Genomic DNA, 22,437 nt, shown 5'->3' on the forward strand with positions numbered 1-22,437 from the left:
TTTATATAGTCTTCACTATAGTTTTGTTTTCGTCTATATATATGTAGCTATTGAAAAATTCGTCTATCATACGTGAAGCTCGCGTTAGGGATAGCAGCGGAAAGCCCACAGACACGACCGTTTTGAGGGAGTGTCGAGGACTTGTAGCGCATAGCCCGACGACTTTCTTGATCTTGCCCTACCAAAAGGCAAGAGCAAGAGGGGCGGAAAGCCCTACTGTGCCTTAGCAGCTTTGTTTATCCAGGACTCATTAAGATTATCAAAATCTACAGGTTGTGCAGGTTTTTGATTTTGTAATCGGCCCGATTCAAAAGCGCGCACCAATATTGTCTCTATTAAAAAATCTTCATTTACGGTGTACGGTTGGTATTTGGTCTTGAGATTGATATCGAATAAACTGGCAGCGGTGTTAGACCAAAAGGCTTTCCAACCGCTTTTGAGGCTTTTGACAAGTTCATAAGTTGTATTACCCGTTTGGCGGTGGATCAACTTAACTAAAATTTGACCTTGTTTGCGAGATAGTTTTTTAAGCTTGGCCTCGAACTCATTGGTTAAATAGGTCTCTACTATCTTGAAATACTTTTTCTTTTCCTTGTTCGTTTTTAAATTTGCCATACCTATATTAAGGTTAGTCAATCGCTCCGAAGCCAACTTGGCATAAGGATAAGTTTTGAGCACTCTGTTTTGCAGGAGTAAAAACTGTTTTTTTGCCTCCGGATCTAGTTTCTCTTTCGAGACAATGATTTCTGGAAGTTGAATGGTATCATTGGGATTAAAATCATCATCCAACTCATAGCCGATTTGAGTAGTATCTTTTGGTATTACTTGACTAAAAGCAGGCGCTAAACCAATTAAAAAGAATAAGAGGAAAAAAACTTGTTTCATGGGTAAAAATTTCAAATCAAAATTATGCAATATATCTGCAAGTGTAGTGCCAAATTTATAATTTAGCAAAAAAATAATTTTATGAGCAGTACATCTATATTAAAGGAGTCGTCTTTGGCCTTTTTAGAACAATACTTAAACAATGCTTCACCTACAGGATACGAAAGCAGCGGGCAACGCATTTGGATGGATTATTTAAAACCTTATGTGGATACCTTTATTACCGACACATACGGAACGGCCGTGGGAGTAATCAATCCTGATGCTCCTTATAAAGTAGTTATTGAAGGACATGCTGACGAAATTTCATGGTATGTAAATTACATCACTGAGGACGGATTAATCTATGTGATTCGAAATGGCGGTTCAGACCATCAAATTGCCCCGTCGAAACGCGTTAACATTCATACTAAAAATGGTATCGTAAAAGGAGTTTTTGGTTGGCCTGCCATTCATACCCGTATGAGAGATAAGGAAGAAGTTCCTAAACTAACTAATATTTTCATTGATTGTGGTTGCGAAACCAAAGCTGAAGTAGAAGCGCTTGGAGTACATGTGGGTTGCGTGATCACCTACCCAGATACTTTTACAGTTTTGAACGGCAACAAATTTGTGTGTAGAGCTATTGACAACCGCATGGGTGGTTTTATGATTGCCGAAGTAGCGCGCTTGCTGCATGAGAACAATATTAAGCTTCCGTTTGGTTTGTACATTACCAACTCGGTGCAAGAGGAAGTAGGATTGCGCGGTGCCGAAATGATTACCAAAACTATCAGACCAAATGTAGCCATCGTAACTGATGTTTGTCACGACTCAACTACTCCTATGATTGACAAAAAAATTGAAGGAGACACCAAAATAGGAAAAGGTCCCGTTGTAACCTATGCTCCAGCAGTTCAAAACAATTTAAGAGAACTTATTTTAAACACTGCAGTTGAAAAAGAAATTCCTTTTCAGAGATTGGCTTCTTCGAGAGTAACAGGTACTGATACTGATGCTTTTGCATATAGCAATGGCGGCGTTGCATCGGCGTTGATTTCATTACCATTACGCTACATGCATACCACTGTAGAGATGGTACACCGTGACGATGTTGAGAATGTCATCAAATTGATTTACGAAACATTACTAAAATTAGAGAACGAAGACACTTTTTCTTACTTCAAATAATTTTTAGGAGCTCATCCCGCTATCCGCTGTATCTTTTCCTGGCTAAAGAAGCCAGCAAAAGGATGCCGCTTTTATCGGGGCTAGCAAACCGGAATTCAATACAGAACTTAGTTTTTTTTCTGTACAACTCAAAAGATACGTTACTAAAAAACGCCATTCAAAATTTTAGTTTTGAATGGCGTTTTGATATTTAGTACAAAATAGGATTTAGCTCTTTGCTGATAAATATTCGTTTACATTTTTTGCTATACGTGCATCAATTTGTGTAATATCTGCTTTGACGAATTTTTCACCCAAAATATTCTCATACAATTCAATGTAACGTTCAGATACTGTTTCAATATATTCGTCTGTCATTTCCGGAATTTGTTGTCCTTCCTGACCTTGAAAACCATTTTCGATCAACCAACGACGAACAAATTCTTTTGATAATTGTTTTTGCTCTTGTCCGTTGTCTTGGCGCTCTTGGTATCCATCAGCATAGAAATAACGAGAAGAATCAGGCGTATGAATTTCGTCAATTAAAACAATAATTCCATCTTTTGTTTTCCCGAATTCGTATTTGGTGTCTACCAAAATCAATCCGCGACTCGCTGCAATTTCAGTTCCTCTTTGGTACAAAGCACGCGTATATTTTTCTAAAACCACATAATCGGCTTCAGTTACAATTCCTTTTGACAAAATTGCTTCGCGAGAAATGTCGGCATCATGTTCTCCATTATCCGCTTTTGTAGTTGGTGTAATAATTGGTTCCGGAAAACGATCGTTTTCTTTCAGACCCTCTGGCATAGCTACGCCGCAAAGTTCTCTTTTGCCAAGAGCATATTCTCGTGCTGCATGACCAGACAAATAACCACGAATTACCATTTCTACTTTAAAAGGCTCACATAAATGACCTACTGCTACATTAGGATCAGGAGTTGCAATTAACCAATTAGGAACAATATCCTGAGTAAGCTCCATAAATTTGGTAGCAATTTGATTTAGAATTTGACCTTTATACGGAATTCCTTTTGGCAAAACCACATCAAAAGCCGAAAGCCTATCTGTAGCTACCATAACCAAAAGATCGTCATTGATGTTGTAAACCTCTCTTACTTTTCCGCGATACACCGATTTTTGGTTCGGAAAATTAAAATCAGTAGTTGTAATTGTGTTGCTCATTGTGTTTGTTGTGTGTGTTTTTATGGATGCAAATTTAAAACTATTTCAAAGAGTTTCGCAAAGAAAAACTCGGAAGCTTTACTTACTTGCTTTTATTTATTTTTTAAGTAAGGTGCTGTTGAACAAATCAAGGATTCGGCTGTATTCATCAACCCAAGAATAGGTTTCCTTGAAACCGTGTGCTTCAACTGGAAAACTAGCTAAACTCCATTTTTTCTTGCCTAATTCAATGAAACGTTGTGACAAACGCACAATATCTTTGTACTCCACATTATCATCTACCATACCGTGTAGCATGAGCAAATCACCTTTTAAATTATCTGCAAAATAAATTGGCGAACTTTTTTTGTACGCTTCTGGATCTGTTTCAGGGAAATTTAAAATATTTCCTGTGTAACCGTGGTTGTAGTGTGCCCAATCTGTAACTGAGCGTAATGCTGCACCCGATGCAAATTCACCCGGCGTTGTAAGCATTCCCATAAGTGTGATAAACCCTCCGTATGAACCTCCGTAGATTCCTACTCGAGCTGGATCAATACCTAAATTGTTTATTAAATATTTTTTACCATCTATTTGATCTGTTAAATCTTTACCTCCCATAAAACGGTAGATTCCGGTTCTAAAATCACGTCCGTAACCATCGCTACCTCGATAATCCACATCCAAAACAGTGTATCCTAAATCGACCAAAAGGTTATGAAACATATATTCTCTGTGGTACGTACTCCAAAAATTGTGTGCGTTTTGCAAATATCCTGCGCCGTGAACGAAAATAACCGCTGCTTTGTTTGCATTTGCAACCTCCGGTTTGTACAAACGAGCATTTACAGGAGTTCCATCTTGTGCTGTAATCGTGATCACTTCAGGTTCGCGCCATGCGTATCCGTTGAAAGCTGATGTAGTTGAATTCGTAATTTGTTGCAACTTTGGATTGGAAGTATTTGGACCAATAAATAATTCCCAAGGTTTATTTTTGAAGGAATAGCGAACTAACAAAGTACTTTCGTCAGGAGAAAGTGATACTTCGTGCGCTCCATCTTTTACCAAAATTGGCTGTAAAACTGGTTTATTCGAATCTAATTTGTAAAAACTTCTGTTTCCAGGATGCGTTGTTGTGGTAGTCAAGTAAAAAGTCTTTTCGTCTTTGGCTAACAATGCAGAACGAACTTCCCAGTTGCCTTTTGTGAGTTGTGTTTTATTTTTACTTTTTAGATTATAAGTGTACAAATGCGAATAACCTGTCGCTTCTGATTGAAAATAAATAGTTTCATTATCTGCTAAAAAACCCAATGTTCCTCTGCCAAATGCGTTCGAAGGAATTCCAGGTCCTCCTATCCAAGCTTCGTCATGTTGGTGTTCTATTTCTTCAAAAGTTCCGTTTTCTAAATTCAAACTTACAATCCAACGGTCTTTGTTGTCTTGGCTGCGAATGTCAAATACCGCAAAAGTTCCTTCGTCATTGTAAACGGGTTCTTGTACCACGATTAACTTATCCTTTTTATCAGAAGGTTTTGTAGCAGGATAATCAGCCAAATATTTAGGCACATCTTGAATGTGACTTAATTTTGAAAAATTAACAAAGTAAACGGAATCCTTGGCCACGTTGTAAATTCCGAATTTGGTATTCACAAAATTGGCCGTGGATACTTTTTCTTTGGTATTTTCGATATCGTTATACCCATCATCGGTTATAAAAACTTCCATCTTTTCCGACTTTCGCTCCGCATCTTCCACTAATCGAAAAGTAGCATAAGTTCCCTTTGGGTGCGCTTTTAAACTTCCTAAAGTATTTTTTCCGTAAAAATAAGGTTTTGCAAAATCCGATTTTGTTGCTTTGGCTGCGTTCCATTTTTTCAACGCCTCTTGATCTCTCACAAATTGGAACAACTCCGTTTGTTGTTTTTTCAAGAACGATTCTTTTTCTGTTACTTGCTCCTCGCCTCTTCCTTTTCGGAAATTGGTCAATTGCACCACAGAGCCTTCTTTTTGATTGTATTGAAAAATATTATCTCCTTGTCTGAAAAACAAAACGGCCGACTCAGAACCCAATTGTAAGTTTGCAATTGGTGTGCTCATTTGAACTAGCTTCTTAGTTGTTTTCGATTTTGCATCGTACGAAAACAAGCGCCCTTTGTCTAAATAATAATGTAAATCCGAGTTAGCTGCTTTTTTTAAGTCCAATCTCGAAAAACTAGCTTGAGCTGCTGTTGCTAATTCGGGCTTACTCATTCCTTTTTTCCAGAAATAAGTTGAAGTTCCTAATTCGTTATTGGGATTCCATTCAAAGAATACTTGTTGCCCATCAACAGACCAACGTTCTCCTTCTGGCGAAACACCAATAAAACCATTGCCTTTCATGATTTCTTCCATTTTGAGCTTTTGCCCTTGCATGGACGAAAAGCAAAGCACTCCAAAAAGAAGTAGTATTTTTTTGTTTATCATAGTTCGTTTTTTTTAGTTCAGTTTTTTAATTAGTAACTGGAAGTAATATATGCTCTTTTAAATGTTTTGCTACACTTTCTTGAACATTATCTCCTATTACTTCTAAATGAGCCAATTTGGCTTGAAGGCTTTCAGGTGCATTGCTCATAATTTTTCCTTGAGCAGCAGCGTATAACATTTGTTCATCATTGTATCCGTCACCAAACGCAATTACATTTTCGAATTTCAAGTTCTCTAATTCTAGGATTTTGTCAATTGCTGTCTTTTTATCTACCGATTTCTCCATAAACTCTAAGCAATACGGTAAACTAAAGGCATGACTGAAATGACCTTCGTGCTGTTCTAAAATTTGTTCCCGCAATTCTAAAAGTTTGCTGTGTTTGTGATGAGTAAAAAACACTTTAATTGCCGTAAAATCTTCAAGAGTTGCAAAATCAACTAATTCAGGGTGGTAATGAACTTCTGGCTGAAAAGCATTTAGTTTGTCGTTGTGCTTATTTGTCAACCAGACTTTTTCTCGAAAGAGCACCGTAGTAATTTCAGGATCAACTGCTACTGAAAGAAGCGATTGAACAGACTCACTGGGCATATTTACCGAAAAAAGTAATTCTTGATTGGGTGCATGAATTCGTGCTCCGTTTGAGGTAACCAAATAAAAAGGCAATTCAAGTTTGGATACGATGGGCATTGCATCTAAATGATGGCGACCTGTTGCTATGACAATTAAAAAATTTTGGCGGTGTAGCTCTAGAAAAACACTCTTGGTGTAGGGTGCAATTTGGTGGTGTTCATTTAATAAAGTACCGTCGAGATCTGTGACCACGACTTTTATATTGTGTTGTAAACCCATTAGTAAAAAAGAAGTTTTTATTCTTTTCAAATTTATTGCATTTTTCATAGAAATAAAAAGATTGCAACGGCTTTTATTGACGAATTTAAATTGGAATATTGAAAACTATTAAAATTCAAAAAGCGTTTTTGATTCCACTTTGAATCAAAAACGCTTTTTTATCACAATAATAACTGCCAAAAAATTAATCGTTGTTCTCGATCATTTTATAGGCATCGATTACTTTTTTAACCAAACGGTGGCGTACAATATCTTTATCATCTAGATAAATAATTCCGATTCCGTCAATGTCTTTTAGTACCAAAAGGGCTTCTTTCAATCCTGAAATTGTTCGGCGAGGTAAATCGACTTGACCCGGATCACCTGTAATCATGAATTTGGCACTTTTACCCATACGAGTCAGAAACATTTTCATTTGCGAATGCGTAGTGTTTTGAGCCTCGTCAAGAATTACAAAGGCGTTGTCAAGTGTACGTCCACGCATAAATGCCAAGGGAGCAATTTGAATAATTCCTTTCAGAATATAATCTTCTAATTTTTCATTGGGTAACATGTCGCGTAAAGCATCATACAAAGGTTGCATGTAAGGATCTAGTTTTTCTTTCATATCGCCAGGCAGAAAACCGAGATTTTCGCCAGCTTCAACGGCAGGTCTAGTCAGAATGATTCTTTTTACCTGTTTTTCTTTTAGAGCTTTAACCGCCATGGCAACACCGGTATACGTTTTTCCGGTGCCAGCAGGACCTACCGCAAAGACCATATCGTTTTTCTCGAGCGTATCAACAAGTAATTGCTGGTTAGGCGTCATGGCTTTTATTATTTTACCACCTACACCGTGAACCAAAATCTTGTCCTGCGCTTGAAACTTTCTGTCCTCTTGTGCATCACCCATGATAACTCGCTCAATAACATTTGTATCTATATTATTGTAACGTGTAAAGTGGAGCATTAAGCGCTCGAAACGTTTTTCAAATTCGTCTAAAACTTCTTTTTCACCAAAAGCTTTGATAGTTGTGCCGCGAGCTACAATTTTTAACTTGGGATAATATTTTTTAATAGTTTCAAGATGAGTGTCTTGAGCGCCCCAAAACTCTTTTGGAGCGATGTCTATGAGCTCGATAATTCGTTCGTTCAAATGATAATTTATTTAGTTGTTTTAATTTAAAGTTAATCGCAAACCTATGCCATTTGTGTTACCAACAATTTCCAAATCAGTATTATTTGTTTCATAAGTTGTTCCTAGCCGATTATTGTATTGTGATATGGAATTTTTGATCTTTTTAGAAAAACCAATTTTAACTGGAATCGCAAAAAGCATTGCTGCCAAACCTGTACCCATCATGATTTTGGGCACTGTGTTTCTAGGTTCATCATAGCCAGGATTCATACCTGAATCAAAATTAGATATAACATATGCCATTGCGCCAACACCCACAAGCACTGGACCAGCTAACAACATAGTATTACCCACTGTTTTCTTGCGTCGCCCTATGTTGTACTCCTTCAACAAATCTGGATTTTCGGCCAGTGCAATACGCACCAAATTTGGGGTTAACACTGTATTTTTTTGGTTGGTAACAGTACCACTTCCCTTGTATATTAAGGTTTGGCTCCACGATTTTAAGCACATACATAAAAAGAGTAAAAGAAAAACTTTTTGCTTCATACTGACACCTGATTCAAATTGAAAATTCTATTTAAAATAACGCTGAAAATACTTTAGCTTTGCGTTTCTCAAATTTAAGCAAATTTAAGATTACAAAACAGTAATAGTTAGAAAAAAAATTATGTCAATAATTACCCTTACATCCGATTACGGCTTGAAAGATCACTTTGTGGGTGCATTGAAAGGGAAAATTTTATCTGAATTTGGAGAGGCTAAAATTATTGATATTTCGCACGATATTGACCCATTCAACACATTAGAAGCCAGTTACATAATTGAGGCCTCGTACAGCAGTTTTCCCAAGGGAACGGTACATCTTATTGGTGTAGATATTGAACGTAATAAAGAGAATCAGCATATTGTAATGCAATGGAACGATCACTTTTTTATTGCAGCCGATAATGGTATTTTAAGCATATTATCGCAAAAAATTGTTCCACAAAAAATTGTTCAAATCAATATTCACGATCGTTTTCCTACTGAAGCCACCGATTTGGATGTATTTGTAAAAGTGGCTTGCCATTTAGCAAAAGGCGGCGCTCTGAGTGTCATTGGTCGCGAAATAAATCAAATAAAACCTTTGACTAATTTTGAAGCAACCACAAACGATTCTGGCAATACTATCAAAGGACACGTAATTTACATTGACCATTTTGGCAACGTTGTGACCAATATCTCGAAAAAATATTTTATCGAAATCGCTAAAGGCAGACCTTACGAGATTGTTTTAAAAACTAAAAACATAAAAACTATTTTACCCAATTATTCGGCAGTGGCACACTCCGACAAGTATCCAATAAAATCATACGAAGGGGAAAAATTAGCACTTTTTAACGAAGCTGGTTTTTTAGAAATTGCCATCTTTAGAAGTAATCCGTCAAAAGTGGGCTCAGCAAGTAGTCTTTTGGGACTCAATTACAGAGATGTTATTACCATTCAATTTAAAGCAGAAAACAAATAAAATCAAAAACTGTAAAATATAATTCATGTTCGTACGCATCGTAAAATTAAGTTTTCATCAAGAGCATATTCCCGCTTTTTTGAGCAACTTTGAAGAAGTAAAACACAAAATACGCAATTCACCGGGCAATCGTTTTTTAGAATTGTATCAAGATAAAAGCAACCCGAGTATTTTTTTTACTTACAGTTATTGGGAAAGCGAAGCTGATTTAGAAAACTATCGAAACTCAGCTCTTTTTAAGGAAGTTTGGGCATACACAAAAGCCTTTTTTAATGACAAACCAGAGGCTTGGAGCGTTGATAAACTAGCTTCTTTACAATAAAATCAATTATTAAGTGTTGAACAGCAAGGGTACATTTGTACTTTTTTCAATTTTTAAATACATCAAATGAAAGCAATCATTTTACGAGAAATTAAATCCTTTTTCGGCTCACCGATAGGTTATTTAGTAATCGCTATTTTTTTAATAATCAACGGCCTATTTCTATGGGTTTTTGAAGGAGAATATAATATCTTAAATACCGGTTTTGCTGATCTAACACCCTTTTTCACGCTAGCGCCTTGGATTTTGATTTTCTTAATTCCGGCCGTAACCATGCGCAGTTTTTCTGATGAGCGAAAACAAGGAACCTTAGAGCTATTGCTAACCAAACCGCTTTCAGTTTGGAGCATTGTAAATGGTAAATTTATTGGCGCAATTGCTTTAATTATTTTGGCAATCGTACCCACATTTATCTATGTTTTTAGCATTTCATCATTGGGTTTACCCGAAGGAAATATTGATATGGGGAGCACAATTGGTTCGTATTTTGGGTTGTTTTTTCTCATTGCGGCCTATTCAGCCATTGGGATTTTCACCTCTACCCTATCTGATAATCAAATCGTAGCTTTTATTGTAGCGGTTTTTTTATGCTTCTTTTTCTATTTCGGTTTCGAAGGATTCTCCTCCATTTTACCGGTAGGATCTTCGTTTGTAGCCTCGTTAGGAATGCAAGATCATTTTAAAAGTATGAGCCGCGGTGTGCTCGATAGCAGAGACATCATTTATTTTTGCAGCATTGCGGTACTATTCCTTTCGTTTACTGTTTTTAATTTAAAATCTTTCAAATCGTAATGACATCTTTTAGAAAAAATAACATCAAATCGGTACTACTCGTTTTAGCAATTGTACTTGTCGTCAATGTACTTAGTCGTTCGTTTTTTCAGCGTTTTGATTTAACGGCAGACCAACGTTACACCTTGTCTCGAACCTCTTTGGGAATCATAAAACAAGTTGATAATCCGCTATCAATTAAAGTGTATATGCAAGGCGATTTACCCGCAGAATTCAAAAGATTACAGGTAGAAACCAAACAACTTTTGGAAGAATTTCAAGCCTATAACAGCAATATTGTATTTGAATTTGTTGATCCTTTGGAGAATGAAGAAAGCAGTATGGACAACATTAAAGAGCTGTACCGCAAAGGCCTTACGCCAATCAACATTACCGTTGACGATAAAGGAAAACAATCACAAGCCATGGTATTTCCTTGGGCGATTGCCGTTTATAACAACAAAGAGGTGAATATTCCTTTGCTTAAAAACATGATGGGCGCATCGACTACCCAAAAAGTGATTGGTTCTGTGCAACACCTTGAATATTCAATTGCGGATGGTTTGAATAAAATTACCAAAGCCAAGCAAAAGAAAATCGCCGTAATTAAAGGTAACGGCGAGTTGCAGGACATTTTGATGGCAAAATTTTTATTACAAGTACGTGAAAGCTATTACATCGGACCATTTACTTTAGACTCTGTAGCCAAAAGTCCCGTTGCAAGTTTAGAGGCACTTACAAAGTACGATTTGGCGGTGATTGCTAAACCAACTGAAACCTTTACCGATTCTGAAAAACAAGTCCTTGATCAATTTATCATGAACGGAGGGAAAACCTTGTGGTTGGTAGATCAAGTGGTTGCAGAAATGGATAGTTTGTATAATGATGCTGGCGCTACATTGGCCTACCCTCGCGATTTAGGACTAAACGATATGTTTTTTAAATACGGTTTCCGAATCAATCCTGATTTAATAAAAGACGAGCAAGGAAGTCCAATTAAACTGGCTTCGGGCGAGCAAGGATCGGCTACACAATACCAAGAATTTAATTGGAAATTCGCACCGCAAGTGTATCCAACAAGCACGCATCCGATTGTGAAAAATTTAGGCGGAATCAAATTTGACTTTGCCAATCCGATCGATACTTTGAAAAACGACATCAAAAAAACAGTTTTACTGCAATCATCACCTTATTCGAAAAAAATAGGAACACCAGCCGAAGTCAACTTAAATATTGTAGCCGAAAATAGCGTTCCACAAGAATATTTGAATAAAGGAAACCTACCGATTGCGGTACTTTTAGAAGGAGACTTTCACTCGGTTTATGAAAATAGAGTACTGCCATTTGATCAAAATAACTTTAAAGGCAATGGAAAACCAACTAAAATGATCGTGATCTCGGATGGAGATTTAGTTAAAAATCAGTTAGATAAAAATTTCCAACCAGTAGAACTAGGTTTTGACCAACGCTCTGGAAATGTCTATGATAATAAAGATTTTATGATCAATTGTGTAAACTATTTACTTGACGATACAGGACTTATTAACATTCGCAGCAAGGACTTGACGTTGCCATTGTTGGATAAAGAAAAAGTATATGCCTCGTATACCCAAACGCAGTTAATCACCATTGGATTGCCGCTTGTGGTATTGCTCGTTTTTGGACTGTTATTTACCTACATTCGTAAAAAAACATACAGTAATTAGCATCAAATACTAAGACTTATTAAGTTGATTCAAACAACTTTTAAAATAGTAAAACCAACAATAGCGTGGCGGTGATAGCCACAGCAAGAACAAGAGTTTGAAAAGCTTTTTTTTAAAGAAATATGTTAATAAAAAAGTTTCCATACTAGAATAGTTTACGATATATTTGTACACCCTATTGCTTTTTTGATAGATGAAAAGGCTTTAAAAATAAAATAAAACAGATGAAATTTATAGTATCGAGTTCGTACTTATTGAAACAATTACAAGTTTTAGGTAATGTGATTAACAGCAACAATACCTTACCTATTTTAGATAATTTCTTATTTGATTTAGACCAAAATGTTTTGACAGTCTCTGCATCTGATTTAGAGACTACTATGTCTGCATCATTGACAATTGATTCCGAAAGTAAAGGAAGTGTTGCGGTACCAGCAAAATTGCTTCTAGAGATTTTAAAAACATTTCCAGAGCAACCCTTGACTTTTACTGTTGAAGAAAATAGCACTATCGAAATTAGTTCTAACTCCGGAAAGTATGCTTTGGCGTATGCACCTGGTGAAGAATTTCCTAAATCAGTTCAATTAGAAGATCCATCTGTTACTTTAGTTCCTGCTGATGTCTTGGCTACTGCAATTAGCAAAACAATTTTTGCAGCCGGAAATGATGATTTACGACCGGTAATGTCGGGAGTGTTTTTTCAGTTTTCGCCACAAGGATTAACTTTTGTTGCCACTGATGCGCACAAGTTAGTAAAATATGCTCGTACTGATGTAACTGCATCGCAAGTAGCTGATTTTATCATGCCTAAAAAGCCTTTGACTATTTTAAAAAATATTTTAGGAAGTTCTGATGCAGAAGTAAAAATTGAATATAACGATTCGAATGCTACTTTTTCTTTTGATAATTACATTTTGATGTGTCGTTTAATTGATGGTAAATACCCAAATTACGAAGCTGTAATCCCAAAAGAAAACCCAAATAAATTGATGATTGACCGTTCTCAGTTTTTGAGTTCAGTACGTCGTGTGGCTATCTTTTCGAACAAAACTACACATCAAATTCGTTTGAAAATTGCTGGAGCTGAGTTGAACGTTTCGGCAGAAGATATTGACTATTCAAACAAAGCTGAAGAAAGATTGACTTGTGACTATCAAGGTGATGACATGCAAATAGGATACAATTCTCGTTTTTTAACTGAGATGTTGACCAACTTACAATCGGATATGATTATGCTTGAAATGTCGTTACCAAACAGAGCCGGAATTTTAACTCCAGTTGATGGATTAGAAGAAGGTGAAACCGTTACCATGCTGGTAATGCCAGTAATGCTTAACAGCTAAGATTACCATTTAATATACGCTATTAACCAAACCATTTTTATATTGAAAAAAACCGCTATTCAGATTTGAAAAGCGGTTTTTTTTTGACTAATTTTCGCTGAAATCAGCATTATTACAAGATTTTTTCACCTCAAAAATAGATGCGTATTTTAGTATCTTAAATGATTTTTACTCCGTATTTCTTTTAAATCACTCCCATTTTTTTCATTAAAAAAGTAGCGCTTTTGTTTTTACAAATTCCGTCACGAAGTTTGTAATCAAAATGGAGTTCATCATTAATAATCTCTACTTCAAAACATTTATTGGCTAAAACATTTGGGTATTCATTAGTTGTTAAACACACTTCGATATCGTGAGTCGCAATGGCTCCAATGGCTTTTTTACCAATGGCTTTTTTTACCACTTCAATTGTTCCGTTTCGTTTATCATCTGAGTTTGTTCCGCGTAAAATTTCATCTAATAATACAAATGCGGGTTGACTTTCAAGCTCGTCCATAATTTGCTTCAAGCGTTTGATTTCGGCAAAAAAGTACGATTCGCTATCTGCCAATGAATCAGACAAACGCATCGAAACCAAAACTGGTAACGGATGAACATTTGCAGCAGTAGCGCAAACAGGAGCTCCAATTCCAGCCAAAACCATATTGACCCCCAAACTACGTAAAAATGTACTCTTGCCCGACATATTCGAGCCCGTTAAAATTAAAAATGACTGTGGGTGAAAAGACACCTCATTGGTTACTCTGCTTCGAGAATTTAGTAAAGGATGACTCAAATCTTTAAAATCAATTTGATACTTATCGTTTATCATCGGAAATACAAAATTTGGATTGTTATAGCTCAAATTAGCAAAACTGTTTAGCATTTCCATTTCCCCAATCACTTGTAACCATTGTGGAAGCTCAGTTCCATGCGTATTTTTCCAGTGCAAAAGCTGCCTAAATACGTGTAAATTAAATAGAAAAGTACCATTAAAAACAGTAGCTGTTACAAAATTACCGATGCTATCCATCCTAGAAAACAATTCCGACAAGTATTTTAAATGCGCGCTTGCTGTACTTTGGTTACTCGATAACTGTTGTTGTAATTGCTTTAATTTTAGCGATTTGAACGACTCTTGCTCTATCTTTTGCAGTAGCAAACTGTATTGAAAAATAATCGCATCAATTTTGGTTGAAGTAGCTACATCAGCCATAATTCGTTTGACAACACGGCCTAAAATAATTAAGTTAAATACAAAAACATAGCCTGCAAGAGTGGCATAATAAGCATTAGATGTAAAAGCATACACTAACAACAAAACCAAAAATAAGACGGGAGCAGCATACATTATTACTACAATCCAACGTGGAAGCGGTGCACTGTTGAATGATTTCCAGCGGAGCAAACTTTCGTAACTAGCAGCACTGTCGTCACCTACTTTTGCTATGGCTAAAAACTCTTGACGCCATTCGATTTTTGATGCTAATTCCTGAATGGCTTCTTGATTCTGTTCTATTTCTAAAGGAGTTGCAACAGTCAATAAACGATTCGCCAAGGTTTTCTCTCCAATATGTGTAGCAGTTCTATTTATATTTTGAAATAACGAATGCCCTCCAAAAATATCCAAATCATACGCATACGGATGCTGAAAGTCATTGTAAGCGACACCATCTTTAAAAGGGATATTGCTGCCGTTTAAATAATCAATTTCATCCTTGTTGATATCGATCAGCGCTTGATTCAATTTCCTTTTTACCCCAAGTGCAGTGTGCAATCGCATTAAAATTACAAATAGCACGAAACCAATCGCAGCTGCTACTGCATATATTAAGTCTGTTGTTTGATTATAATAGTAAAGACCCATAAAAAAAAGCACAACTACCAGTAATCTACCTATACTGATTGTGTTGTGCCTTCTTGAAAAAACGAGTGCTTCGGCAGTAAAAAGAGCATGTTTTGAATTATAAATTTGCATAGTAATAAAATTGAAAAGCAAATATAGTGAAATTGCATGGAGCGCTCCTTTCTTAAAAAAACAGTGACGCTGCTATACTACAAGTCGCACAATAACCATTACTTAAGAGTCTCCATTGATTATCAAACGATTTAAAATTCGAAATACAAGACAACCAACTATTAAACATTTACAACTATGCCACAAAACAGTTCTTTTCTACTCTACCTCGGCAGGAATGGCTAAAATTGGTAAATCAGTATAATTGGCCATTTTTCGGGTTAAACTCAAATTAAAAATACTTGCCAAAAAGCTTCTTTTGTAATGCAACAAAGTGAGAATATCAATGTCTTTTTGCTGAATAAAATCGTAAATAGAACCTTGAACGTCATCGCTAATCATAACATGAAATTCTACTGGGTCGGCACTAAACTCCTCTTCCCACGCTTTAATCGTATCTTTTGTAACATCAGAACTAGCTGTTTTTACATACAAACATTTTACTTTGGCTCCTGTTTTGCGCGCTATAGCCAAAACCTGTTTTAAAGCTTTTTTGTCTTTTTTTCTAAATCGAGTGGTAAAACAAATTTCCTGAATGGGTCTGTATGCAGCATCCCCAGGAACGCACAATACGGGAACAGTTCCGTTTGTAATAATGTTTGCCGTATTGGTGCCCGCAAAAAAATCATCCCAACCTTGCACTCCATTAGTGCCCATGACAATAAAATCAATATCTTCCTCTTGCGTAATATCAAAAATACAAGAAGTCAAATCGCCTTCAGTCAATCTATGAGATAATATAATGTGCTGCAAATTGCGTTTTTCTGCAATAGCTCGCAATTTAGGAACCTCATCCTTAAACTGTTCAAAATTAGTCAACTCGACTGAGTTGTATAAAACGGTATAATTGGGCGGAAAAATCGAACTGTCAAAACTAGGCGCATCAAAGGTGTGCAACAATACGATTTCAGCTTTTACGGTATTTGCAAATTCTAAGGCATGTACAAAAGCATTTGTGGCAACAGGAGAAAAATCGGTAGGGAAAAGAATTTTTTTCATAACATTTAAAGTTAAGAGATTAGTTGTTGTAACAAAGGTAGGCTCTTACTTGCGCTAGAATTATGACATTTATCATTATAGCATCACTTTTTCAAAATTATTTTTCAGTAGCTCAGTTGTCTTGCGCTCCCACCAATTTTGGTTACTTTTGTATAAAAATAAATCAACATGATCGCTCAAGATTCCATCGTTGCCCTTGCCACACCATCAGGCGCAGGCGCAATTGCTATAATACGAATTTCTGGTCAAGATGCTATTCCTATTGCTGATAGTGTTTTTAAATCGATAAAAAATAAAAACTTAGTCTCTCAAAAAACCCATACCCTTCATTTAGGTCATATTGTGGATGGTTTCAAAACACTCGATGAAGTATTGGTTTCTGTTTTTAAAGGACCAAATTCCTATACCGGCGAAAACACCATAGAGATTTCTTGTCACGGATCAACGTATATTCAGCAGCAAATTATACAGTTATTGCTCCGTAAAGGATGTCGAATGGCCGATGCGGGTGAGTTTACTCTGCGCGCTTTCTTGAACGGAAAACTGGATTTATCACAAGCCGAAGCTGTTGCCGATTTGATTTCGTCAGACAATGAAGCCAGCCATCAAATTGCGATGCAGCAAATGCGTGGCGGTTTCTCAAACGAAATTGCCAAATTGAGAGAAGAACTTTTAAACTTTGCTTCGCTTATCGAACTCGAATTAGACTTTGCCGAAGAGGATGTAGAGTTTGCAGACAGAACCCAGTTTCACGAATTGTTAAATAGAATTGAGTTTGTCTTAAAACGTTTGATTGATTCCTTTGCCGTGGGTAACGTAATTAAAAACGGAATTCCCGTTGCCATTGTGGGTGAACCCAACGTTGGAAAATCGACGCTTTTGAATGCTTTACTCAATGAAGAACGCGCCATTGTATCGGACATTGCAGGAACAACACGTGACACCATCGAAGACGAATTAGTCATTGGCGGCATTGGTTTCCGCTTTATTGATACGGCAGGTATTCGCGAAACCAAAGATTATGTAGAGAGCATTGGCATTCAAAAGACTTTTGAGAAAATAGAACAAGCGCAAGTGGTTTTATATTTGTTTGAAAGTTTCAGGTTTCAAGTTTCAGGTTCAGAGTACATCCTTGAAATTGAAAAAGTAAAAAATAAATATCCTTTAAAACCATTACTCGTTGTAATCAACAAAATAGATTTAATTTCGGTTGAGGAAAGAGATTCTATCAGCCAGCAACTTGACAAGTTAAACGTACAGCAAGTCTTATTAAGTGCAAAACAAAAAATTGGCATTGACGAACTCAAAAACCAATTACTTTCCTTTGTCAACACTGGTGCCTTGCGCAACAATGAAACGATTGTAACCAACACTCGCCATTATGATTCCTTATTAAAAGCTCTTGATGAAATTAGCAAAGTGAAATACGGCCTTGAAACCAACCTTTCTAGCGACTTGATGGCGCTTGATATCCGCGAAGCATTATACCATTTCGGGATGATTACCGGTCAGGTGACAAATGATGAATTGCTGGGGAATATATTTGCTAATTTTTGTATCGGAAAATAGGTTTCACAAAACATCACAAAATAAAACAAAGAATCCCAGTTAAAATGTCATAAAACGGCATTTTAACTGGGATTCTTCTTTCTGTTTATTTAGCTTTATTTGCAGATAGTTTGTTCCTTTTTGTACCATTATTGTACCACGAAAATAATTTTCCTTGTTGGATTTTTTTTTGGCGAAATTATGACACACAGAGAGACACATAGACACAATGGGACACAAAATTAGTCACATTATGAGTTCTAACATTGAGGTTATCAGAATTTGTGAGCACTGCAAAAAACAGTTCACAGCCAGAACAACGCGCACACGGTATTGTTCGCACATTTGCAACAGCCGTGGTTATAAATCACTGGTACGCAAAGGAAAAGTAGAAAAAAGCAATAACGAGATCGTTCAGCTTTTAAACACAGATTTGGAAAAAATAAAGCCTCTTGAGTTTTTAAAAATTACTCAGGCAACCCTTCTTTTTGGAATCAGCAGAAGTACGCTTTACAGGTTAGTTAACAATGGACAGCTGGACATTGCAAAGTTTGGCAAACGAACTGTTATCCGCAGATGCGATCTTGAAGCTTTTTTTGCAATTCCTATACAGGATGTGACCTTGAAAACTGGACAGCAATTTCCTGGTTTTGACAATTGCTATACTATAACGGAAATTCAACAGAAGTATAATATTTCTTCAGGAGCGCTCTATCTATTGATTCAACGGCAGGGTATAGTAAAATATTCCGTTGGAAAATTCACCTGTGTATCCAAACAGGATATTGATATAATTTTTAATGCTGCGGGAAGATGAAAAATATAAATGTTACGCTAAGAAAAAGGATGCTGCCAAGTGGTAAGATTACACTATATCTTGATTTTTTCCCTCCGGTTTACAATCCTAAGACTCATAAACTTTACCGTAGGGAGTATTTAAGTTTATACCTCGTTCCTAAACCAAAAAATAATGTTGACAAGACTATGAATTCTGAGAATCTCTATAAAGCTGAAATTATCTGTGCAAATAGGTTTAATGAAGTAAATAAGTCACAGATCTACAATCCTTTTGAGTTAGAGCAACTTCGTCTTAAAGAGATTGGCGAAAAATCATTTCTGCAGTATCTCAAGCTTGTTGCAGAGCATAAAACGGGTAATAACGGTGATATCTGGACTTATGCCATTATCCACTTTGAAAATTTTCTTAAAAATGAGGATTTACTGATACAGGATATCGATGTGACTGTTATAGAAGATTTTAGGGAGTATCTCTTAAAGGCAAAATGTATCAGGAAAAAGGGTAAGTTTTTAGCTCAGAATACAGCTTTAACTTATTTCAATAAGATCAAAGCTACTCTTCGAAAAGCTTACAAAAAAGGATTACTTCAAACGGATGTTAATGCTGCGGTTGAAAGCATAAAGGAACAAGAGTCTCAAAGGAATTTTCTAACCATGGAAGAAGCTGTAAGGCTATTTAAAACCCCTTGTAAAAAGGAAATTGTAAAACGTGTCAGTCTTTTTTCTCTGCTCACAGGCATGCGCTATTCCGATATATCAAAACTTACATGGGAAGAAGTACAATACAGTAAAAGTGAAGGATATTACATAAGATTTAAGCAGCAAAAAACTGATCGACCAGTAACCCTTCCTATATCCCCCGAAGCATTCGAGTTTTTAGGTGAAAAAGTGGATCAATATAAGAGAGTCTTTTATGATTTAAAAAAATGGGATGTTGACCGGTTGCTGCCTATATGGGTTAACGACGCATCAATTGAGAAACATATTACATTTCATTGCTTTCGTCATACGTATGCAACATTGCAGATGGCAGCAGGTACCGACATTTTTACGGTATCGAAAATGCTGGGGCACAAAAACATAAAGACAACGCAGATATATACAAAAATCATCGATGAGAAAAAAAGAGAAACAACTAATAAAATTTCATTTAAATAATTTTTTTTAAAACTGGTTAAAAAAAGAAAATGAATTCTTAGCTTTTACTTTAAAGTGGCTTTGAAAGCCACTTTAAAGTCGAAGGCAAATGGTTTATATTGCAGATTTTTTATAAAAACGGACAAAATGCTGCGAGCGAGGATTTAAAGACTACATTTTTTTTCTTGCAGGCTTTTTTATTTTTCCCGCAACTATCAAAATTTTTAAAAGTGCTCAAAATTTAAATGGCAGTATCGTAGCATTTTACCATTTAAACAAAAAAATATCTAAATTTTCTTACAAAATAAATTAAACCACTGATTTAAAATATATAAACTAGACCAACGACTTAACTGAAGAACGTCATAATTATATATTTATAATTTAAAAAATTAAATTATGATAGAAACTATAATACCATTCAACGAAGCAAAATATGAGTGCTATAGTCATTAGCACTTTGTATCTAATAAAAACCTTTTACAAATAAATACTTATATCTAAGAATATATAAGAAAACACAATAACTGTTAGGGCAAATATTGATATTGTAACTCCTTTCACTATCAGTAATTTATTTCGTTGTTTTTTTATAGAAACCTTTTTAAGACTTTCTAATTTTTCTTTAATAGGCTTAAGCACAATAACTGTACTAATCAGATTAATAAATTCGTCAATATCTTCTTCAATTGCATCTATTGATTCTTTAATATTTTTTAGTAAAATGTACCATATCAAAACAAAAAAAAGAATTGATAATATTAGAATTATGACGTTTTTGAATATTAACAAACCGCTATAGTCAAAGTAATTCAATAATAAAATAAAGCCTATTGGGATTCCAAAAATATATCCTGATACTTTACTTATTGAATCATAGATACGATCTAATAATTTCTGAAAATGTTCATTTGAAGATGTTTTAATTTTCTCAAATGAAAAACCAGCCAGATATAATTTATAGCTTTTATTATAAGAATTTAGAATAGTTTTCCAATTTTTAACAATTGTCAAATAATCACTTGAATTGCACTCTATAAAATTCACCAATTCATTTACAAATAATTCCTTTTTGTCTTTATGACTTATCGGGTCTAAAAATTCCTTTTTTAATTCCTGAAATCCTTCTAATTCAGAAAAAAAATCTAAATCTTGAATTGAATATTTTATATCAATTTCAACAATACTATTTGAAATCCTGTAAAAATAATATTTCAGCTGATTTCCTATTAGATGATGAGTATGAGATAATGAATTTAAAAAATCAATAAGTTCGATGTTTTTATTGTAGTTATTAACTATTTCATTTACAACTGCTGATTCTTCTGAATAATAATCATTTTCAGCAATGTAGAATAACTCACTTTTTAATTTAAACTTATTACCATTTAGAAAATCATTTACCGTTTCAAAATAGCAATTAATATTCCCTGTTCTTATGTCCAAATAAACTTGTTGGTTGATAAAATTAGGAATGTCCTCCTTCATTATACTCTTCATTTCATTTGGTTCACCAACGCTTAGTATATCGATTATTTCACTATCAAGCAATGAATCAAAATATTCAATATTTGTTTCAGTAATAACAAGGAAACCTATTGTAGAAATTGAATCAGCACTTTGTAAATCTATAAGTCTTCTAACCTGAACTACACTATCAAGAAGTTTTTTCATCATCAAAAGCTAATTTTATCAATTCATCTGGAACATCGTTGATAATAATTTGATTACCTATGTGTGTTATTTTATTTGTTTTAATCAATGATTTATCAAAAAACAACGTATATCCTTTTTCAACAATTTTAGTTCTAACAAAAGAATCAAAATCAGTTTTTCTATGAATAGCAATTTTACCACTAACTTCTAGTTCTTTTTCTTTTATGAAATCTAAAAAAGCCTTTGGTTCTTGGTCATTAATAAGAGAGGAAATAGACTCTAATTCAGCATCTTTTTTTTGATCAAAACAAACATCGAAATAGGCTTTAAATTTGTCTTTAATTTTATCTTTTTCTAATGCTTTTATATTTTTTTCAATAAAATATCTATTTGTAGCATCCTTTAGCTTATCAAAATTTTCTTTTGAAGAAGTAATGTCAGTAGAGCCAATAAATTTAATAAAGTAATTGGAAACTGCTCTTGTTCCTTTAATAAACGATAGGTATAAAATATCTTTATCTTGCCATCTTTTAATATTTAATCTATTAGCTCTGGCTAATTTTTCAACATCAAGAGTCATCAATTTTTCAATATCTAAATTTTCGTCATCCACTGTGAATTGTGCAGCTTTATCAAGCATTGCTGTAATCAAAAAATCAACATTTTTCTCAGTATAATGCACAAAAACGACATATCCTCCTGTTGTTGTTGGTATATCTATCGCTCTTTCCAGAATTTTCATTGATTCTTGAGTAAAAGCCAAGAAATCTCCATCATTTAGATAAGATTCAACCTTTTTTTGAAATGGATAATTATCAGGATCGTCTTGAAAAGTTCCTTGAGTTGGATTTTTTGAACTGTAGTTTTTAATTAATTTTGTTACAAATTCATTGACAGTTGCATTAATGGGTAACAACTTATCAGAGCATTTTAAAGATGCTTTTCCTTTTAGTTCTTTTATTATATGGTGAAATACTACATTTACTACTGTCATAAATTTTTATTTTACACAATCAAATTAAA

General features: G+C 35.0%; 19 protein-coding genes. 9 read left to right on the top strand and 10 right to left on the bottom strand.

From position 1 onward, the window contains the following. Positions 1-213 precede the first annotated feature (213 nt). On the bottom strand, positions 214-885 hold the full coding sequence (locus G9Q29_RS11850) for a DUF4294 domain-containing protein (RefSeq protein WP_166137640.1): 672 nt from the start codon (positions 883-885) through the stop codon (positions 214-216). A gap of 81 nt (positions 886-966) precedes the next feature. Here G9Q29_RS11850 and G9Q29_RS11855 point away from each other — a divergent pair, with 81 nt between their 5' ends. After that, entirely contained in the window at positions 967-2,055 is a 1,089-nt protein-coding gene (locus G9Q29_RS11855) for a M42 family metallopeptidase (RefSeq protein ID WP_166137641.1), read from the top strand. A gap of 207 nt (positions 2,056-2,262) precedes the next feature. Here the strand turns inward: G9Q29_RS11855 and G9Q29_RS11860 are convergent, their stop codons facing one another. The 5 genes from G9Q29_RS11860 to G9Q29_RS11880 form a co-directional block, all read right to left on the bottom strand. Further along, the gene (locus tag G9Q29_RS11860) at positions 2,263-3,219 is read right to left on the bottom strand and encodes a phosphoribosylaminoimidazolesuccinocarboxamide synthase (RefSeq protein ID WP_166137642.1); all 957 of its coding nucleotides are present in this window, start codon (positions 3,217-3,219) and stop codon (positions 2,263-2,265) included. Between the two features lie 96 nt (positions 3,220-3,315). Then, positions 3,316-5,661: a S9 family peptidase gene (locus G9Q29_RS11865; protein ID WP_166137644.1), complete on the bottom strand. Its 2,346-nt coding sequence runs from the start codon at positions 5,659-5,661 to the stop codon at positions 3,316-3,318. Between the two features lie 25 nt (positions 5,662-5,686). Further along, positions 5,687-6,511: a Cof-type HAD-IIB family hydrolase gene (locus G9Q29_RS11870; protein ID WP_166137646.1), complete on the bottom strand. Its 825-nt coding sequence runs from the start codon at positions 6,509-6,511 to the stop codon at positions 5,687-5,689. A 184-nt stretch (positions 6,512-6,695) separates the two neighbouring features. Continuing rightward, positions 6,696-7,646, bottom strand: a complete 951-nt coding sequence (locus tag G9Q29_RS11875; protein ID WP_166137651.1) for a PhoH family protein — start codon at positions 7,644-7,646, stop codon at positions 6,696-6,698. 21 nt (positions 7,647-7,667) lie between these two features. Continuing rightward, positions 7,668-8,177, bottom strand: coding sequence for a hypothetical protein (locus G9Q29_RS11880; protein ID WP_166137654.1), 510 nt, complete (start codon positions 8,175-8,177; stop codon positions 7,668-7,670). Between the two features lie 121 nt (positions 8,178-8,298). On the opposite strand from G9Q29_RS11880, the gene G9Q29_RS11885 reads away from it, so the two are divergent. The 5 genes from G9Q29_RS11885 (at position 8,299) to dnaN (ending at position 13,280) form a co-directional block, all read left to right on the top strand. Continuing rightward, the gene (locus tag G9Q29_RS11885) at positions 8,299-9,138 is read left to right on the top strand and encodes an SAM hydrolase/SAM-dependent halogenase family protein (protein WP_166137657.1); all 840 of its coding nucleotides are present in this window, start codon (positions 8,299-8,301) and stop codon (positions 9,136-9,138) included. Between the two features lie 25 nt (positions 9,139-9,163). After that, entirely contained in the window at positions 9,164-9,460 is a 297-nt protein-coding gene (locus tag G9Q29_RS11890) for a putative quinol monooxygenase (protein ID WP_166137660.1), read from the top strand. Positions 9,461-9,526: 66 nt separating this feature from the next. Continuing rightward, complete coding sequence (gene gldF / locus G9Q29_RS11895) at positions 9,527-10,252, top strand: gliding motility-associated ABC transporter permease subunit GldF (RefSeq protein WP_166137662.1); 726 nt, start codon at positions 9,527-9,529, stop codon at positions 10,250-10,252. Beyond that, positions 10,252-11,937: a gliding motility-associated ABC transporter substrate-binding protein GldG gene (gene gldG, locus G9Q29_RS11900; RefSeq protein ID WP_166137665.1), complete on the top strand. Its 1,686-nt coding sequence runs from the start codon at positions 10,252-10,254 to the stop codon at positions 11,935-11,937. Before gldF ends, gldG begins: the two co-directional genes overlap by 1 nt. Before the next feature lie 224 nt (positions 11,938-12,161). After that, positions 12,162-13,280 carry a DNA polymerase III subunit beta gene (gene dnaN, locus G9Q29_RS11905; RefSeq protein ID WP_166137668.1) on the top strand — a complete coding sequence of 373 codons (1,119 nt, stop codon included), beginning with the start codon at positions 12,162-12,164 and terminating at the stop codon, positions 13,278-13,280. A gap of 184 nt (positions 13,281-13,464) precedes the next feature. Here dnaN and G9Q29_RS11910 read toward each other — a convergent pair whose 3' ends face one another. Both G9Q29_RS11910 and G9Q29_RS11915 read right to left on the bottom strand, forming a co-directional pair. Next, positions 13,465-15,237 carry a MutS-related protein gene (locus G9Q29_RS11910; RefSeq protein ID WP_166137671.1) on the bottom strand — a complete coding sequence of 591 codons (1,773 nt, stop codon included), beginning with the start codon at positions 15,235-15,237 and terminating at the stop codon, positions 13,465-13,467. A 198-nt stretch (positions 15,238-15,435) separates the two neighbouring features. After that, positions 15,436-16,275 carry a universal stress protein gene (locus tag G9Q29_RS11915; RefSeq protein ID WP_166137674.1) on the bottom strand — a complete coding sequence of 280 codons (840 nt, stop codon included), beginning with the start codon at positions 16,273-16,275 and terminating at the stop codon, positions 15,436-15,438. 168 nt (positions 16,276-16,443) lie between these two features. Between G9Q29_RS11915 and mnmE the strand changes: the two genes are divergently transcribed. The 3 genes from mnmE to G9Q29_RS11930 all read left to right on the top strand — a co-directional run bounded on the left by mnmE (position 16,444) and on the right by G9Q29_RS11930 (position 19,779). Next, a complete protein-coding gene (gene mnmE / locus G9Q29_RS11920) occupies positions 16,444-17,844 on the top strand; it encodes a tRNA uridine-5-carboxymethylaminomethyl(34) synthesis GTPase MnmE (protein WP_166137677.1) in 1,401 nt (466 codons plus the stop codon). A gap of 232 nt (positions 17,845-18,076) precedes the next feature. Next, positions 18,077-18,640: a helix-turn-helix domain-containing protein gene (locus G9Q29_RS11925; protein ID WP_225872934.1), complete on the top strand. Its 564-nt coding sequence runs from the start codon at positions 18,077-18,079 to the stop codon at positions 18,638-18,640. Beyond that, a complete protein-coding gene (locus G9Q29_RS11930) occupies positions 18,637-19,779 on the top strand; it encodes a site-specific integrase (protein WP_099715403.1) in 1,143 nt (380 codons plus the stop codon). Before G9Q29_RS11925 ends, G9Q29_RS11930 begins: the two co-directional genes overlap by 4 nt. Before the next feature lie 459 nt (positions 19,780-20,238). On the opposite strand, the gene G9Q29_RS11935 is transcribed toward G9Q29_RS11930, so the two are convergent. Both G9Q29_RS11935 and G9Q29_RS11940 read right to left on the bottom strand, forming a co-directional pair. Then, a complete protein-coding gene (locus G9Q29_RS11935; RefSeq protein WP_131910829.1) occupies positions 20,239-21,435 on the bottom strand; it encodes a hypothetical protein in 1,197 nt (398 codons plus the stop codon). After that, positions 21,416-22,408: a nucleoid-associated protein gene (locus G9Q29_RS11940; protein WP_166137680.1), complete on the bottom strand. Its 993-nt coding sequence runs from the start codon at positions 22,406-22,408 to the stop codon at positions 21,416-21,418. The genes G9Q29_RS11935 and G9Q29_RS11940 overlap by 20 nt, the downstream gene beginning before the upstream one ends. Between the last annotated feature and the right edge of the window lie 29 nt (positions 22,409-22,437).

The organism is Flavobacterium turcicum, assembly GCF_011365745.1.
GTDB classification, from domain to species: Bacteria; Bacteroidota; Bacteroidia; order Flavobacteriales; family Flavobacteriaceae; genus Flavobacterium; species Flavobacterium turcicum.

Bases quoted from the DNA above. Each gene is read 5' to 3' on its own strand.
- G9Q29_RS11850 (WP_166137640.1), bottom strand. From the start codon at position 885: ATGAAACAAGTTTTTTTCCTCTTATTCTTTTTAATTGGTTTAGCGCCT.
- G9Q29_RS11855 (WP_166137641.1), top strand. From the start codon at position 967: ATGAGCAGTACATCTATATTAAAGGAGTCGTCTTTGGCCTTTTTAGAA.
- G9Q29_RS11860 (WP_166137642.1), bottom strand. From the start codon at position 3,219: ATGAGCAACACAATTACAACTACTGATTTTAATTTTCCGAACCAAAAA.
- G9Q29_RS11865 (WP_166137644.1), bottom strand. From the start codon at position 5,661: ATGATAAACAAAAAAATACTACTTCTTTTTGGAGTGCTTTGCTTTTCG.
- G9Q29_RS11870 (WP_166137646.1), bottom strand. From the start codon at position 6,511: ATGGGTTTACAACACAATATAAAAGTCGTGGTCACAGATCTCGACGGT.
- G9Q29_RS11880 (WP_166137654.1), bottom strand. From the start codon at position 8,177: ATGAAGCAAAAAGTTTTTCTTTTACTCTTTTTATGTATGTGCTTAAAA.
- G9Q29_RS11885 (WP_166137657.1), top strand. From the start codon at position 8,299: ATGTCAATAATTACCCTTACATCCGATTACGGCTTGAAAGATCACTTT.
- G9Q29_RS11890 (WP_166137660.1), top strand. From the start codon at position 9,164: ATGTTCGTACGCATCGTAAAATTAAGTTTTCATCAAGAGCATATTCCC.
- gldF (WP_166137662.1), top strand. From the start codon at position 9,527: ATGAAAGCAATCATTTTACGAGAAATTAAATCCTTTTTCGGCTCACCG.
- gldG (WP_166137665.1), top strand. From the start codon at position 10,252: ATGACATCTTTTAGAAAAAATAACATCAAATCGGTACTACTCGTTTTA.
- dnaN (WP_166137668.1), top strand. From the start codon at position 12,162: ATGAAATTTATAGTATCGAGTTCGTACTTATTGAAACAATTACAAGTT.
- G9Q29_RS11910 (WP_166137671.1), bottom strand. From the start codon at position 15,237: ATGCAAATTTATAATTCAAAACATGCTCTTTTTACTGCCGAAGCACTC.
- G9Q29_RS11915 (WP_166137674.1), bottom strand. From the start codon at position 16,275: ATGAAAAAAATTCTTTTCCCTACCGATTTTTCTCCTGTTGCCACAAAT.
- mnmE (WP_166137677.1), top strand. From the start codon at position 16,444: ATGATCGCTCAAGATTCCATCGTTGCCCTTGCCACACCATCAGGCGCA.
- G9Q29_RS11925 (WP_225872934.1), top strand. From the start codon at position 18,077: ATGAGTTCTAACATTGAGGTTATCAGAATTTGTGAGCACTGCAAAAAA.
- G9Q29_RS11930 (WP_099715403.1), top strand. From the start codon at position 18,637: ATGAAAAATATAAATGTTACGCTAAGAAAAAGGATGCTGCCAAGTGGT.
- G9Q29_RS11935 (WP_131910829.1), bottom strand. From the start codon at position 21,435: ATGATGAAAAAACTTCTTGATAGTGTAGTTCAGGTTAGAAGACTTATA.
- G9Q29_RS11940 (WP_166137680.1), bottom strand. From the start codon at position 22,408: ATGACAGTAGTAAATGTAGTATTTCACCATATAATAAAAGAACTAAAA.